We start from the raw sequence: 15,365 nt of genomic DNA, 5'->3' as shown, positions 1-15,365 counted from the left end.
GCTATTTCCCTATTGAACAACATGAATTGCCGGAAGATCATATTCCACTCTTCGCCTTTAGACGATGTACCACCGCACGTTATACCTAATTTTACCGATCTTTTTTCCAACTCAACGACCAGGGATCAGCAGGCTTGAGCCGCTGGTATTACGGCTTTCCAGCACCTGATGCGCACGTTGTGCGTCAGCCAGCGCAAACTTCTGCTCTTCCTTCACGTCGACCTTGATGGCCCCGCTGCCGATCAATGAAAACAGCTCATTGCTGGCAAATTGCAGTTCCGCGCGGCTGGTGATGTAGCCATTGAGGGAAGGGCGAGTGACATACAGAGAGCCTTTCTGGTTCAGCATCGCCAGATCGACTCCGGTAACCGGGCCGGAGGCGTTGCCAAAGCTCACCATCAGCCCGCGTCGCTTCAGGCTATTGAGCGAGGCTTGCCAGGTGCTTTGGCCCACAGAGTCATACACCACGCCGACTTTTTCGCCCTGGGTCAGTTCGGCGACGCGCTGGGCGATGTCTTCCTTATGGTAATTGATGGTGGCCCAGGCGCCGGCACGCTTCGCCAGCTCGGCTTTTTCGTCGGAACCGACGCTGCCGATTAACCTTGCCCCGAGCGCTTTGGCCCACTGGCAGGCAATCAACCCGACACCGCCTGCGGCAGCATGGAACAGGAATACTTCACCCGGCTGCACCTCATGGGTTTGGCGCAGCAGGTAATGCACCGTCAGCCCCTTCAGGAATGAGGCTGCCCCTTGCTCGAAACTCAGATTGTGCGGCAGGATGGCCACTTTTTCCTGCGCGACGTTGTGCACTTCGCTGTAAGCACCGAGCGTTGACTGGGCGTAAACCACGCGGTCACCCGGCTTCAGCGCGCTGACTCCTGCGCCGATCTTGGTGACCACCCCGGCCGCCTCGGTGCCCAACCCGCTTGGCAGGCTGGCGGGCGGGTATAACCCGCTGCGTATGTAGGTGTCGATATAGTTGATGCCGATCGCCTTGTTCTCGATCTGCACCTCACCGGCTGCCGGGTCTGGTGGGGTAAAATCAACGTATTGCAACACTTCAGGGCCGCCGGTGGCGGAGAATTGAATGCGCTTGGCCATATCAGTACCTCGTGTGGGTGTCTGATTTCACCCTACGCGTTTTAGTATTGGCGATCCAGTTTGTCCGCGCGCGGATTGATACCTTTTTTGCATCGGTTATGCCGCAGGAATCACAGATAAAAATCACGTATACTCTCGCGTCAGGATCCTTCATTCGCAACCGGATTAAGAATACGCTTCATGGCAGGAAAAAAACCAACCAACAAAACAAACGCAGACGAAGCCAGAGAACGTCCCCGCGATCGCCAGATGGAAGGGCTGAAGATGCCGCCACATTCGCTGGAGGCTGAGCAGTCAGTGTTGGGCGGTTTGATGCTGGATAACGAACGCTGGGATAACGTGGCGGAACGCGTGGTCTCCAATGATTTCTTCAGCCGCCCGCACCGCCTGATCTTTACCGAGATGCAGCGCCTGCTGGAGATGAGTCGGCCTATCGATTTGATCACCCTGTCCGAATCGCTGGAACAGCGGGGCGAACTGGACTCTGTCGGTGGCTTCGCCTATCTGGCCGAATTATCGAAAAACACCCCAAGCGCTGCCAACATCGGCGCTTATGCGGATATCGTGCGTGAACGTGCGGTAGTGCGTGAGATGATCTCGGTGGCCAATGAAATCGCTGACGCTGGCTACGATCCGCAGGGGCGCAGCAGTGAAGATCTGCTCGATTTAGCCGAATCGCGGGTATTCCAAATCGCGGAAAACCGCGCCAGCAAAGATGAGGGTCCAAAAGGGATCGAGCGTATCCTGGAAGATACCGTTGCGCGTATTGAGCAGCTGTATCAGCAGCCGCACGATGGTGTGACCGGGGTAGATACCGGCTATCAGGATCTCAATAAGAAAACCGCCGGTTTGCAAAAATCGGATCTGATCATCGTCGCCGCCCGTCCTGCAATGGGTAAAACCACTTTCGCCATGAACCTGTGCGAACACGCCGCGATGACGCAGGACAAGCCAGTACTGATTTTCAGCCTGGAAATGCCCTGCAACCAGATCATGATGCGTATGCTGGCCTCGCTGTCGCGTGTGGATCAGACCCGTATTCGTACCGGCCAGTTGGACGATGAGGACTGGGCGCGAATTTCCAGCACCATGGGTATCCTGCTGGAGAAGCGCAATATGTACATTGACGACTCCTCTGGCCTGACGCCAACCGAAGTGCGCTCCCGTGCGCGGCGTATTTTCCGTGAACATGACGGCATCAGCCTGATCATGATCGACTACCTGCAGTTGATGCGCGTGCCGTCGCTCTCCGACAACCGAACGTTGGAAATCGCCGAGATCTCCCGCTCGTTAAAAGCCCTGGCGAAAGAGCTGCAGGTACCGGTGGTGGCGCTGTCGCAGCTGAACCGAAGCCTGGAGCAGCGCGCCGACAAGCGCCCGGTCAACTCCGACCTGCGTGAGTCCGGCTCCATCGAGCAGGACGCCGACCTGATTATGTTCATCTACCGTGATGAGGTTTATCACGAGAACAGCGATCTGAAAGGGATTGCCGAAATTATTCTGGGTAAGCAGCGTAACGGCCCAATCGGTACCGTACGCCTTACCTTTAACGGCCAGTGGTCGCGCTTCGATAACTATGCGGGGCCACAGTATGATGACGAATAATCAGCTAAGGAACTGAAATGAAAGCGGCAACCGCTGTAATCGACCGCCGCGCTCTGCGACATAATCTGCAACAGGTGCGCCGTCAGGCGCCGCAAAGTCGCCTGATTGCCGTTGTGAAAGCAAACGCTTATGGACATGGCCTGCTGGAAACAGCCCACACCCTGCAAGATGCCGACTGTTACGGCGTGGCCCGCATTGGCGAGGCGTTGAAGCTGCGCTCCGGCGGCATCGTCAAACCCATCCTGATGCTCGAGGGCTTCTTCTCGGCCGAGGATCTGCCGGTGCTGGTGGCCAATAACATCGAAACCGCCGTGCACAGTATCGAACAGCTTGAAGCGCTGGAGCAGGCCACGCTGGCGCGTCCGGTGCCGGTGTGGATGAAGCTGGATACCGGCATGCATCGTCTGGGGGTCCGCCCTGAGCATGCCGAGGCGTTTTATCAGCGTCTCAGCGCCTGCCGCAATGTGGTGCAGCCGGTGAATATCATGAGCCACTTCAGCCGTGCCGATGAGCCGAGTTCCGATGCCACGCTCAAACAAATGCAGTGCTTTGAACAGTTTGCCCGTGGTAAACCGGGCCAGCGTTCTATTGCCGCCTCCGGCGGTACCCTGCTGTGGCCAGATGCGCATAACGACTGGGTTCGCCCAGGCATTATCCTGTATGGCGTCTCGCCGATGGAGGACGCCAACGGCAGCCAGTTTGATCTGCAGCCGGCGATGACGCTCAAGTCCAACCTGATCGCGGTGCGTGAGCACAAGGCCGGCGAGTCCGTAGGCTACGGTGGCACCTGGGTCAGTGAAGGTGATACTCGCTTGGGCGTGGTGGCGATGGGTTACGGCGACGGTTACCCGCGCAGCGCGCCTTCCGGTACGCCGGTGTGGCTCAACGGCCGTGAAGTGCCGATCGTGGGCCGGGTGTCGATGGACATGATGTCGGTCGATCTGGGGCCGAACGCGACCGACAAGGTCGGGGATGAGGTGGTGCTGTGGGGGCGGGAGTTACCGGTCGAACGCATCGCCGAATGCACTGGCATCAGTGCTTATGAACTGATTACCAAGCTGACGCAGCGCGTGGCGATGGAATATATCGGCGAATAAGTCCATTGAGGGGCCGCCAGGCAGCGGCCCCGTTATATTGAGTTACTTCTTCACTGCCAACCACTGATCGATAATGCTTTGATACTCACCGGTCGCCTTGGCCAGGTGCAGCCACTGATCCACATACAGCTTCCAGCTCAAATCGTCACGCGGCAGCATGTAAGCCTTTTCGCCATACTGCATCGGCTTTTTCGGGTTGACCGCGCACAGCTTCGGATAGCGTTTTTGCTGATACTGCGCCTCGGAAGCGTCGGTAATCATCACATCGGCTTTCTTGTCGACCAACTGCTGGAAAATCCCCAAATTATCATGGGTCAACGTCAGTTTGGCCTTGGGCAGATAGGCGTGGACAAAGGCCTCGTTGGTGCCGCCCGCTGGCTCAAGCAGGCGCACGGACGCTTTATTGATCTGATCAATGGTGCGGTATTTCTTCACGTCGGTGCAGCGCACTAACGGGATCTTGCCGTCGGTATCCAACGGGTCGGCGAAGAACACCTGCTTTTGACGTTGCAAGGTGACTGAGATGCCGCCCATGGCGATATCACATTTGCCGGCGACAAAGTCCGGCGTCAGGGTTTTCCAACTGGTTTTCACCCATTTCACCTTGGCGCCCAGGCTTTTTGCCAGCGATTCCGCCATGGCGATATCAATGCCTTCGTAGCTGCCGTCTTCTTTTTGGAAGGTATAGGGTTTGTAATCGCCGGTGGTGCACACTTCCAGCGTGCCTTGTTGTATCACCTTATCCAAATGCGATTGTGCGCTGGCGCTTCCGGCGGCAACCAGCAGTGCGAGAGGGAGAAATCTTTTCATCGGCATCCTTATTATACATTCGTGGTTTTATGCGCTATTTAACCGCTCATTGTTGCTGACTTGCGCGAGTTACCCGTTTTTTATGCCATTGGCAGGCGGAAACGTCCGGCATTGCTGCTGTGCGCTTCACAACCTCGGCGCGGGAAGGGTATCCACAGTCAAAAAACTGATAGGCTGTAACGTCAACATTTATTAACACAGTTTACAGGTGGCTATGTACAACATTGACGATTTTGATATGAAAATCCTGACGCTGTTACAGGCCAATGGCCGTCTGACCAATCAGGAGCTGAGCGATCTGGTGGGGCTGTCGGCATCCCAGTGTTCGCGGCGGCGCATCAGCCTGGAACAGGCACAACTGATCCGCGGTTACCACGCGCGACTGGCACCGGAGGCCGTCGGGCTAGGGTTGGTTGGCCTGATAGAAGTGAGTCTGACCCACCATGCTCAGGAGCAGATCGACAGTTTCCACCAGATGCTGGAAGAAGTGGACGCCATTCTTGACGCTTACAAAACCACTGGCGATGCTGATTATCTGCTGAAGGTTGCGGTGGCGGACCTGCCGGCACTGGACGATTTGATCAGCCAGACGCTGTCCCGCCACAAAAGCGTGGCGCATATCAAAACGGCGGTGGTGCTCAACCGAATCAAGGAAAATGGTTTGTTGCCGGTTGCGAGATAAAGCTCAAACTGAACGGCCTTTTCCGTCTATATTAGGAGCGTAACGCTGTGCCTACTCACCATAATCCAGGAGAATAATCCGTGTTCCAGAATGTTGATGCCTACGCAGGTGACCCGATCCTGTCGCTGATGGAAAAATTCAAAAAAGACTCACGTGCGCACAAGGTTAACCTGAGTATCGGCCTTTACTATGATGAGCAGGGTATTATCCCGCAGATGAAAGCGGTTGCTGCGGCAGAAGCGCAGCTGAACAGCGTGGATCATGGGGCATCGGTGTACCTGCCGATGGAAGGTCTGCTGCCTTACCGCACGGCGATCCAACATTTGCTGTTCGGTGCCGAACACCCGATGCTGCAGCAAGGGCGCATCGCCACCATTCAAACCGTGGGCGGTTCCGGCGCGCTGAAAGTCGGTGCCGACTTCCTGAAAAGCTACTTCCCGGATTCGCAGGTGTGGGTCAGCGATCCGACCTGGGAAAACCACGTTGCCATCTTTGGCGGCGCTGGGTTCAAAGTGAACACCTATCCGTACTTCGACAGCGAAAGCCTGGGCGTGAAATTTGACGCCATGCTGAGCGCGTTGAAACAGCTGCCGAAGCACAGCATCGCATTGCTGCACCCGTGCTGCCATAACCCGACAGGTTCCGACCTGACCCACACTCAGTGGGATGAAGTGGTCAAAGTGATTGCCGAGCGTGAACTGATCCCGTTCCTCGATATCGCTTATCAGGGCTTCGGTGGCGGCATTGACGATGATGCCTACGCTATCCGCACTATTGCTGCGGCCGGTCTGCCATGCCTGGTGAGCAATTCCTTCTCGAAAATTTTCTCGCTGTACGGCGAACGCGTCGGCGGCCTGTCGGTGGTGTGTGAAAGCGAAGAAGCGGCCGGACGCGTGTTGGGGCAACTGAAGGCCACGGTGCGTCGTAACTACTCCAGCCCGCCGAACTTCGGTGCGCAGGTGGTGGCTAAGGTGCTGAACGACGCGCAGCTGAAAGCCCAGTGGTTGGCCGAAGTGGAAACCATGCGCACCCGTATTCTCGAGATGCGCAAGACGCTGGTGGAAGCGCTGAAAATCGCCCTGCCGCAACGGAACTTCGATTATCTGCTCGCACAGCGCGGCATGTTCAGCTACACCGGCTTTAGCGCTGCACAGGTTGATCGCCTGCGTGAAGAATTCGGCGTGTACCTGATCCACAGTGGACGCGTTTGCATGGCTGGCCTGAACCACCACAACGTGCATCAGGTAGCCGAGGCGTTTGCCGCCGTGCAGTAAAAGCTGTTAGGGTAAACTGACGTTAGCCAGGGAGCGATAGCGATATCGCTCCTTTTTTGTTGTCGGTTTGCCGCCAGAGTTGCCGCAAACTGGAGAGAGAATATACTGATTGAGGGGCGCTCACTTATGTGGCATCAGCAAACGCTTATCCTCAGCGCAAAAGCGCGTGGTTTTCATCTGGTTACCGAAGAGATTACTGACCAGCTAACCCACTTACACCGCCTGCAAACTGGCCTGCTGCATCTGTTATTGCAGCATACCTCGGCCTCGCTGACGCTGAACGAGAACTGCGATCCTACGGTGCGAGCCGACATGGAGCAGCATTTCCTGCGTCAGGTGCCAGAGAACGCACCCTATCAGCATGACTACGAAGGGCCGGACGACATGCCGGCGCACATCAAATCCTCTCTGTTGGGCACGTCGTTGACGCTGCCTGTCGGTCACGGGCGGCTGATGCTGGGCACATGGCAGGGAATTTGGCTGGGGGAGCACCGCATCCACGGCGGTTCACGCCGGGTTGTGGCCACGTTACAGGGGGAATAACCCAATGAATAACACAGCATTGCTGGAATACTGCATGGCGAAACCGGGCGCGGAACAGAGCGACCAGAACCAGTGGCAGGCCAGCCAGATCAAAGTCGGCGACGTTATGTTCGCCATGGTGTGCGAGGTTCAGGGGCGACCTGCTTTGGCGGTAAAATCCAGCCCGGAACTGGCGGAAAGCCTACGGGAGCATCACCCGGAGATCGTCCCCTGCGTCGGACTGAACAAGGCACACTGGAATACGGTCTTTCTTGATGGCAATCTGCCGAACTCGCAGTTCTATACGTTGATCGACAGTTCCTATCAACTGGTGCTGGAAGGGTTACCCGACCATGTGCGCCAGGAATTGCGCGCCTAGCCATAGATAACGGCAGGTGTAGCGCCTGCCTGAGTCCTTCGTTTATTTCTTCTGTTTTCAAGCCAAACTGTGATCGCGATTCGATATTGGGAACGTTCCCGTTTTATTGTTGATGAGGAAAGACTAGGCTTTTTAATCAATAAGCCGAAATACCAAAGGATGCCGCGAGATGGCGATGAGTGAAGAAAAACGCAAAATGATTGCCGGTGAATTGTACGACGCCGGCGACGAACTGCTGCGCAGCGAGCGCAAGCGCGCACGCCAATTGATCCACCGCTACAACCATTCGTCACCGGATGAGGGCGACCTGCGTAAACAGGGATTGGCGGAGCTGCTGGGCCAGTATCAGGGGGGTACCATCGAACCGACGTTTCGCTGCGATTACGGCTACAACATCTATCTGGGGAAGAATTTCTACGCCAATTTTGACTGCGTGATCCTCGACGTATGCGAAGTGCATATCGGTGATAACTGCCTGCTGGCGCCTGGAGTGCATATTTATACCGCCACCCATCCGCTGGATGCGGAAACCCGCGTGGGCGGGGCGGAGTTCGGCAAGCCGGTGCGCATTGGCAATAATGTGTGGATTGGCGGTCGTGCGGTGATTAATCCTGGCGTTACGCTGGGGGATAACGTGGTGGTGGCGTCCGGTGCGGTGGTGACCAAGGACGTGCCTGCGAACTGCGTGGTCGGCGGCAATCCGGCGCGAGTGATAAAGCAGCTGTAAGAAAATCGGGCGCCGCTGTGGGCGCCCGAGAGGCTTAGGCTCGCAAAGAGTCGATATCCACCACGAAGCGATATTTCACGTCGCTTTTCAGCATCCGCTCGAAGGCTTCATTGATTTGCTGCATCGGGATCAGTTCGATATCCGAGGTAATGCCGTGCTGGCCGCAGAAATCCAGCATCTCCTGGGTTTCTGCAATGCCGCCAATCAGTGAACCGGCGATGCGACGACGCTTCATGATCAGGTTAAACACCTGCGGTGACGGGTGGTCATGCTCCGGTGCGCCAACCAGCGTCAGGGTGCCGTCACGGCGTAGCAGATTGAGGAACGGGTTCAGATCGTGCTGAGCCGCCACCGTGTTAAGAATAAAATCGAAACTGTTGGTGTGCTGCGCCATCTCTTCCGGATTGCGTGAGATCACCACTTCGTGAGCGCCGAGGCGTTTGGCATCTTCGACTTTGGACGCTGAAGTCGTGAACAGCACCACATGCGCTCCCATCGCCCGGGCCAGTTTAACGCCCATGTGCCCCAGCCCGCCGAGACCGACGATGCCCACCTTTTTACCCGGACCGGCGCCCCATTGACGCAGCGGGGAATAGGTGGTGATACCAGCGCACAGTAAGGGGGCGACACCGGCAGGATCGAGGTTTTCCGGTACGCGAAGTACAAAGTCCTGATCTACTACCATATCGGTGGAGTAGCCGCCGTAGGTGGTGGCGCCGGTTTGTCGATCCTCACCGTTATAGGTGCCGGTAAACCCATTTTCACAATATTGCTCCAGACCCTCGTCACAGCTCGGACAGCTGCGGCAGGAGTCCACCATACAGCCCACGCCGACCAAATCACCGACCTGATAGCGTGACACATGGTTGCCGACGGCGCTCACGCGCCCCACAATTTCGTGGCCGGGAACCACCGGAAAAAGAGTGTTGCTCCATTCGTTGCGGGCCTGGTGCAAATCCGAATGGCAGACGCCACAGAACAGAACCTTGATTTGCACATCGTGGTCGCGCAAGGTGCGCGGCGTGTAATCAAAAGGAACTAACGCTGATTTGGCGTCATGCGCGGCATAGGCGTGCGTAATGTTCATGGTAACTCCAGTCATCAGTGTATGGGGGGAACGGCTTCCGGCAATAGGGTACCGGTGGACGTGGCCTGAGTACGGCAAAGGGCCACAGAGGGAACATTGATGATAAAAGCTGAGAGCGGGGAGGGAAATGCCTGAAAATGTCTAAATCTTGCCTGTTTCTGTTCAATTTGACCGAAACGGGTAAGCGTGCGGGCCGCTACAGTAACGGCCCGCCTGGCAGGGGATTATTTCTTCTTCAGTAACGGCTTAAGGAAGCGCGCGGTGTGCGACGTTTCGCAGTTAGCCACGGTTTCCGGCGTGCCGGCAACCAGGATCTCACCGCCGCCGCTGCCGCCTTCCGGCCCCAGGTCGACAATCCAGTCCGCGGTTTTAATCACGTCCAGGTTGTGCTCAATCACCACGATGGTATTGCCCTGATCGCGCAGTTGATGCAGCACCGCCAGCAGTTGCTGAATATCGGCGAAGTGCAGCCCGGTGGTCGGCTCATCCAGGATGTACAGCGTTTGACCGGTACCGCGTTTTGACAGCTCACGAGCCAGCTTGACGCGCTGCGCCTCCCCGCCGGACAGCGTGGTCGCCGACTGGCCGAGACGGATGTAAGACAGGCCGACTTCAATCAAGGTTTGCAACTTACGCGCCAATGCCGGTACCGCGTCGAAGAAATCACGAGCCTCTTCGATGGTCATCTCCAGCACTTCGTGGATGCTTTTGCCTTTGTACTTCACTTCCAGCGTTTCGCGGTTATAGCGTTTGCCTTTGCACTGGTCGCACGGCACATAGATGTCCGGCAGGAAGTGCATTTCCACCTTGATCACACCGTCACCCTGGCAGGCTTCGCAGCGGCCGCCCTTGACGTTAAAGCTGAAGCGGCCCGGGTTGTAACCGCGACTGCGCGATTCCGGCACGCCGGCGAACAGCTCACGCACCGGGGTAAAGATGCCGGTGTAGGTCGCCGGGTTGGAACGCGGAGTGCGCCCGATCGGGCTTTGATCGATGTCGATCACCTTGTCGAAATGTTCCAGACCGGTCACTTCGCGGAACGGCGCCGGTTCGGCGATAGTGGCACCGTTGAGCTGGCGCTGGGCGATCGGGAACAGCGTGTCGTTGATCAGCGTGGATTTGCCGGAGCCGGATACCCCGGTAATGCAGGTAAATAGCCCCACCGGCAGCGTCAGCGTCACGTCCTTCAGGTTGTTACCGCGAGCACCGCTCAGTTTCAGCACCTTGGTCGGGTCCGCCGGGACGCGTTGCTCCGGAATGGAAATCTCGCGTTTGCCGCTGAGGAACTGGCCGGTCAAGGACTCAGGCTGCGCCATGATGTCTTCGACGGTGCCTTCCGCCACTACCTGGCCGCCGTGCACGCCAGCACCGGGACCGATGTCGATGACATGGTCGGCGGCGCGGATGGCGTCTTCGTCATGTTCCACCACGATCACCGTGTTACCGAGGTTACGCAGGTGGATCAGGGTTTCCAGCAGGCGTTCGTTGTCGCGCTGATGCAGGCCGATTGACGGCTCATCGAGCACGTACATCACGCCCACCAGGCCGGCACCAATCTGGCTGGCCAAACGGATACGCTGCGCTTCACCGCCGGAGAGGGTTTCCGCCGAACGCGACAGCGACAGGTAGTTCAGGCCGACGTTCACCAGGAATTTCAGGCGATCGCCAATCTCTTTCAGCACTTTCTCTGCGATCTTGGCGCGCTGGCCGCTGAGCTTCATGTTCTGGAAGAAGGTCATCGCATGGCCGATGCTCAGATCGGAAATTTCCGGCAGCGTGGTGTCTTCAACGAACACGTTTCGCGCTTCTTCGCGCAGACGGGTGCCGTGGCACGAGGCACAAGGGCGGTTGCTGATAAACTTCGCCAGCTCTTCGCGCACCGCACTGGATTCGGTTTCTTTATAACGGCGCTCCATGTTGTGCAGCACGCCTTCGAACGGATGGCGGCGCACGGTGGTGTCACCGCGATCGTTGATGTATTTGAATTCGATCGATTCTTTACCGGAGCCGCTGAGCACCGCTTTCTGCACGTTGGCGTCCAGGCTGTTGAAAGGCGCTTCAACGTCAAACGCGTAATGCTCTGCCAGCGAACGCAGCATCTGGAAGTAGTAGAAGTTGCGACGATCCCAACCGCGAATGGCACCGCCGGCCAGCGAAAGCTCGGGGTTCTGCACTACGCGTTCCGGATCGAAGAACTGCTGTACGCCCAGACCGTCGCACGTTGGGCAGGCGCCAGCCGGGTTGTTGAACGAAAACAGGCGCGGTTCGAGTTCGCGCATGCTGTAGCCGCAGATAGGGCAGGCGAAGTTGGCGGAGAACAGCAGCTCATCCGCTTTTTCGTCGTCCATATCAGCCACAATGGCGGTGCCGCCGGACAGCTCCAGCGCGGTCTCGAAGGATTCCGCCAGACGCTGCGACAGGTCATCACGCACTTTAAAGCGATCGACTACCACTTCGATGGTGTGCTTTTTCTGCAACTCCAGCTTCGGGGGATCGGAAAGATCGCACACTTCGCCGTCGATGCGCGCACGGATATAGCCCTGGCTCGCGAGGTTTTCCAGCGTTTTGGTGTGCTCGCCCTTGCGGTCTTTTACCACCGGGGCCAGCAGCATCAGGCGTTTGCCTTCCGGCTGGCTGAGCACGTTATCCACCATCTGGCTAACGGTCTGTGCCGCCAGTTCGACATGGTGATCCGGGCAACGCGGTTCGCCGACGCGGGCAAACAGCAGACGCAGGTAATCGTGGATCTCGGTGATGGTGCCGACCGTCGATCGCGGGTTATGCGAGGTCGATTTCTGCTCAATGGAAATTGCCGGTGACAGACCTTCAATGTGGTCGACGTCCGGTTTTTCCATCAGCGAAAGGAACTGGCGTGCATAGGCGGAGAGCGATTCGACGTAGCGACGCTGCCCTTCGGCATAAAGGGTATCAAAGGCCAGCGAGGACTTGCCTGAACCGGACAGACCGGTGACGACGATCAGCTTGTCACGCGGGATAATCAGGTTGATGTTTTTGAGATTATGGGTTCGAGCACCACGAACTTCGATATTGTCCATTTACACTTCCCGTCTTGATGATACACCGCGCCTGTCTGGGTGATTTACGCACGATTATGTGATCGAACGCGCAAAAAACCGGCACAGCCAGTACGAAACGCATAATTATGACACAAAAAAACCTGAATGAATATCCAGTACATGAATGCAAACAGGTCGATCGAAAGGACAATTCCGGAATACAGCACGCAGTAATCAACACGGGTGTCGTTTCAGGCTGAGCGTGTTAAACTTACTCGTTTATACTGTGTAAAAATCAATCATCAGGAGAGTTCTCATGGCCAGCAGAGGCGTAAACAAAGTAATTCTGGTCGGGAATCTGGGCCAAGACCCGGAAGTCCGTTACATGCCGAATGGCGGTGCAGTGGCCAACATTACCCTGGCAACCTCCGAAAGCTGGCGTGACAAGGCGACTGGCGAGCAGAAAGAAAAGACCGAGTGGCACCGTGTCGTGCTGTTCGGCAAGCTGGCTGAAGTGGCGGGCGAATATCTGCGTAAAGGTTCCCAGGTGTACATCGAGGGCGCGCTGCAGACTCGCAAATGGACCGATCAGGCTGGCGTAGAAAAATACACCACCGAAGTTGTGGTTAACGTTGGCGGCACCATGCAGATGCTGGGCGGCCGTCAAGGCGGTGGCGCACCGGCAGGCGGTGGTCAGGCTTCCGGCGGCCAGGGCGGTTGGGGTCAACCTCAGCAGCCACAAGGCGGCAACCAGTTCAGCGGTGGCCAGCAGGCGCGCCCGGCGCAGAACAACGCACCGGCAGCCAGCAGCAATGAACCGCCAATGGACTTCGACGACGATATTCCTTTCTGATATCAGGTTGTCCTAAGCCCAAAAAAAAGCCCCGAAAGGGGCTTTTTGCTTTTCAGAACATTTAAGCCGAAAAACCGCCGTCGATGCTCAGGCTGGCGCCGGTGATATAGCCCGCCTCCGGACCGGCGAGGTAAGCGACAAAGCTGGCGATCTCCTCATCTTTGCCGTAACGGCTGATGGCCATCATGGCTTTTAACTGTTCGGCGAAATCACCGTTGGCCGGATTCATGTCGGTATCGACCGGGCCGGGTTGCACGTTATTGACGGTGATGCCGCGTGGGCCCAGATCGCGCGCCATGCCTTTGGTCAGACCGACCAGCGCGGATTTGCTCATGGCATAAACTGCGCCGCCGGCAAAGGGCATGCGTTCAGCGTTGGTGCTGCCAATATTGATGATTCGGCCACCGTCATTCATATGGCGCGCCGCTTCCTGGCTGGCGACAAATACGCTGCGCACGTTGACAGCCAGCGTGCGATCCAGATCTTCCAGCGGCAGCTCTTCGGTACTGCCCATCGCAAGCACGCCGGCGTTGTTCACCAGAATGTCCAGATTACCCAGGCTGTTTACTGCCTGGCGTACCGCTTGTTGCAGGGCCGCGGCATCGGCACTGTCGGCCTTGATGGCGAGCGCTTTACCGCCGGTGGCGGTGATTTCGGCCACCAGGGCGTCTGCTTTTTCGGCGGAGGCGACGTAGGTGAAGGCTACGGTGGCGCCTTCACGTGCCAGGCGCTTAACGATAGCGGCACCAATGCCGCGTGAGCCGCCCTGAATAAATGCGACTTTGTTTTGCAGAGGATGTGCTGTTGTCATGGTGCTTCTCCAGAGTGGGGTGAGGTTAAACATCTACCGGATCAGTATCTGGGAAACGCCGGGTCGCCACTAGCCACAAAGAGCTATAATCAGCTTAAACCGTGGGTTTGAAATCAACAGGAGCAACCATGCTTGGTCACCTGGAATGTTTTGTCAGCAGTGCAGAGAACGGCAGCTTTTCTGCGGCCGGACGCAAGCTGGGCATCAGCTCTGCGGCAGTCGGGAAGAACGTGACCAAGCTGGAGACGATCGTCGGGGTAAGGCTTTTCCAGCGCAATACGCGCAAATTGATCCTGACCGAAGAGGGCGAACGTTTTTTGCAGGAGGTCAGCGGCGGCCTGTTGTCGATCCAGTGCGCATTAAAAGGAGTAAGCAGCGGCGGCGGGGGGGCGGCCGGCACGCTGAAGGTCAGCATGGGGACGGCGTTCGGCCTGCATTTTGTCATGCCGATGCTGCCCGACTTTCTGGCGCGTTACCCGGCAATTGTCCCAGACTGGCATTTCGACAACCGTAAAGTGGATCTAATTGGTGAGCATTTTGATGCTGCAATGGGGGGCGGTATCGAATTGGCGCAGGGCATGATTGCACGTGAACTGGCTCCAGCCCATGGGGTCCTGGTGGCTTCTGCTGCGTATCTGCAGCGCAACACCGCCATCCGGCAGCCGGAACAGTTGATGAACCATGCGGGCATTTTTATCCGCTCACCGCAAACCGGGCGGATCCGCAATCTGCCGCTACGTAATGCGGAGAATGAACAGCGAGCGCCGTCGATGGAAATCAAAATGACGGTAAATGAACCGGATGCTGCAGCGCAGGCGGCGGAAATGGGGTTGGGGATCGCGCTGATCGCCATGCCGAACGCCTTGCCTTATCTGGAAAGCGGTCGACTGGTGCGGGTATTGTCGGGCTGGTATGTCGATCGCGGCAGCGTGCACCTGTATTTCCCCACCACCAAGTTTCTGCCGACCAAAACCCGAGTGTTTGTTGATTTCATGATCGAACAATTTCGGCTGCAGAAGCTGGCGGCGAGATTTGATGCTCGCTAGAAACGAGAAAAGCCCCTTGCGGGGCTTTTTTCTTCCGTCAGTTTACTGTCTGACGATCAGTTGAAGATTTCTGCGGTGCCATACAGTTTGTTCTGGCCACCGGCGGAGATGATGCGGTAAGAGCTGGCACCGGATGCAGCGGCTTTGCTGGCCAGTTCATTTTCCAGCGTGCTCAGGTTAGAAGCGCCGCTCACGGACACCACACCGATTTTCTGGGCACCGGCCGCAGGCTGGTTAGCGGGTTGGTCAGCGGCAACGCTGGCGAAAGAAGCGGTAGTCAGCAGCAGAGCGGTAGCAAAAAATTTGATGTTTTTCATGATTCAATCCTCAGGGTATTTTTTAGGTGAGAGGCTT

Annotated in this window: 15 protein-coding genes; 9 read left to right on the top strand and 6 right to left on the bottom strand. The window is 57.1% G+C overall.

Features of this window, described 5'->3' with window-relative positions:
• Positions 1-111 precede the first annotated feature (111 nt).
• Entirely contained in the window at positions 112-1,101 is a 990-nt protein-coding gene (locus tag NR114_RS13095; protein WP_234529166.1) for a quinone oxidoreductase, read from the bottom strand.
• Positions 1,102-1,281: 180 nt separating this feature from the next.
• On the opposite strand from NR114_RS13095, the gene dnaB reads away from it, so the two are divergent.
• Both dnaB and alr read left to right on the top strand, forming a co-directional pair.
• Positions 1,282-2,706: a replicative DNA helicase gene (dnaB, locus tag NR114_RS13090; RefSeq protein ID WP_020837159.1), complete on the top strand. Its 1,425-nt coding sequence runs from the start codon at positions 1,282-1,284 to the stop codon at positions 2,704-2,706.
• Between the two features lie 17 nt (positions 2,707-2,723).
• Positions 2,724-3,803: an alanine racemase gene (gene alr, locus NR114_RS13085; RefSeq protein WP_020837158.1), complete on the top strand. Its 1,080-nt coding sequence runs from the start codon at positions 2,724-2,726 to the stop codon at positions 3,801-3,803.
• Between the two features lie 42 nt (positions 3,804-3,845).
• Here alr and NR114_RS13080 read toward each other — a convergent pair whose 3' ends face one another.
• Complete coding sequence (locus NR114_RS13080) at positions 3,846-4,613, bottom strand: transporter substrate-binding domain-containing protein (protein ID WP_046372529.1); 768 nt, start codon at positions 4,611-4,613, stop codon at positions 3,846-3,848.
• 214 nt (positions 4,614-4,827) lie between these two features.
• On the opposite strand from NR114_RS13080, the gene NR114_RS13075 reads away from it, so the two are divergent.
• The 5 genes from NR114_RS13075 to maa all read left to right on the top strand — a co-directional run bounded on the left by NR114_RS13075 (position 4,828) and on the right by maa (position 8,197).
• Positions 4,828-5,295 carry an Lrp/AsnC family transcriptional regulator gene (locus tag NR114_RS13075; protein ID WP_020837156.1) on the top strand — a complete coding sequence of 156 codons (468 nt, stop codon included), beginning with the start codon at positions 4,828-4,830 and terminating at the stop codon, positions 5,293-5,295.
• Between the two features lie 80 nt (positions 5,296-5,375).
• Positions 5,376-6,569 carry an amino acid aminotransferase gene (locus NR114_RS13070; protein WP_234529167.1) on the top strand — a complete coding sequence of 398 codons (1,194 nt, stop codon included), beginning with the start codon at positions 5,376-5,378 and terminating at the stop codon, positions 6,567-6,569.
• A gap of 126 nt (positions 6,570-6,695) precedes the next feature.
• Positions 6,696-7,112 (top strand): secondary thiamine-phosphate synthase enzyme YjbQ, encoded by a 417-nt coding sequence (locus NR114_RS13065; RefSeq protein ID WP_017894193.1) that lies wholly within the window; start codon positions 6,696-6,698, stop codon positions 7,110-7,112.
• Between the two features lie 4 nt (positions 7,113-7,116).
• Positions 7,117-7,470, top strand: a complete 354-nt coding sequence (locus NR114_RS13060; RefSeq protein ID WP_020837154.1) for an MmcQ/YjbR family DNA-binding protein — start codon at positions 7,117-7,119, stop codon at positions 7,468-7,470.
• Between the two features lie 169 nt (positions 7,471-7,639).
• The gene (maa, locus tag NR114_RS13055) at positions 7,640-8,197 is read left to right on the top strand and encodes a maltose O-acetyltransferase (RefSeq protein WP_044553781.1); all 558 of its coding nucleotides are present in this window, start codon (positions 7,640-7,642) and stop codon (positions 8,195-8,197) included.
• 34 nt (positions 8,198-8,231) lie between these two features.
• Here the strand turns inward: maa and NR114_RS13050 are convergent, their stop codons facing one another.
• Together NR114_RS13050 and uvrA are read right to left on the bottom strand one after the other, a co-directional pair.
• Complete coding sequence (locus tag NR114_RS13050; protein ID WP_044553778.1) at positions 8,232-9,284, bottom strand: NAD(P)-dependent alcohol dehydrogenase; 1,053 nt, start codon at positions 9,282-9,284, stop codon at positions 8,232-8,234.
• Positions 9,285-9,508: 224 nt separating this feature from the next.
• A complete protein-coding gene (gene uvrA, locus NR114_RS13045) occupies positions 9,509-12,340 on the bottom strand; it encodes an excinuclease ABC subunit UvrA (protein WP_046372532.1) in 2,832 nt (943 codons plus the stop codon).
• 277 nt (positions 12,341-12,617) lie between these two features.
• On the opposite strand from uvrA, the gene ssb1 reads away from it, so the two are divergent.
• On the top strand, positions 12,618-13,154 hold the full coding sequence (gene ssb1 / locus NR114_RS13040) for a single-stranded DNA-binding protein SSB1 (RefSeq protein WP_020837150.1): 537 nt from the start codon (positions 12,618-12,620) through the stop codon (positions 13,152-13,154).
• Positions 13,155-13,215: 61 nt separating this feature from the next.
• Here the strand turns inward: ssb1 and NR114_RS13035 are convergent, their stop codons facing one another.
• A complete protein-coding gene (locus tag NR114_RS13035; protein WP_234529169.1) occupies positions 13,216-13,965 on the bottom strand; it encodes a 3-oxoacyl-ACP reductase family protein in 750 nt (249 codons plus the stop codon).
• Positions 13,966-14,093: 128 nt separating this feature from the next.
• Here NR114_RS13035 and NR114_RS13030 point away from each other — a divergent pair, with 128 nt between their 5' ends.
• Entirely contained in the window at positions 14,094-15,011 is a 918-nt protein-coding gene (locus NR114_RS13030; RefSeq protein ID WP_234529170.1) for a LysR family transcriptional regulator, read from the top strand.
• Between the two features lie 56 nt (positions 15,012-15,067).
• Here the strand turns inward: NR114_RS13030 and NR114_RS13025 are convergent, their stop codons facing one another.
• Complete coding sequence (locus tag NR114_RS13025; protein ID WP_020837147.1) at positions 15,068-15,328, bottom strand: YdgH/BhsA/McbA-like domain containing protein; 261 nt, start codon at positions 15,326-15,328, stop codon at positions 15,068-15,070.
• Positions 15,329-15,365 lie beyond the last annotated feature (37 nt).

Origin of the sequence: Serratia sp. Ser99, from assembly GCF_024519545.1 — a bacterium.
Classification (GTDB): Bacteria; Pseudomonadota; Gammaproteobacteria; order Enterobacterales; family Enterobacteriaceae; genus Serratia; species Serratia liquefaciens.
Note: the sequence above shows the minus strand (reverse complement) of the source record. Positions and strands in the feature narration are given on the sequence as shown.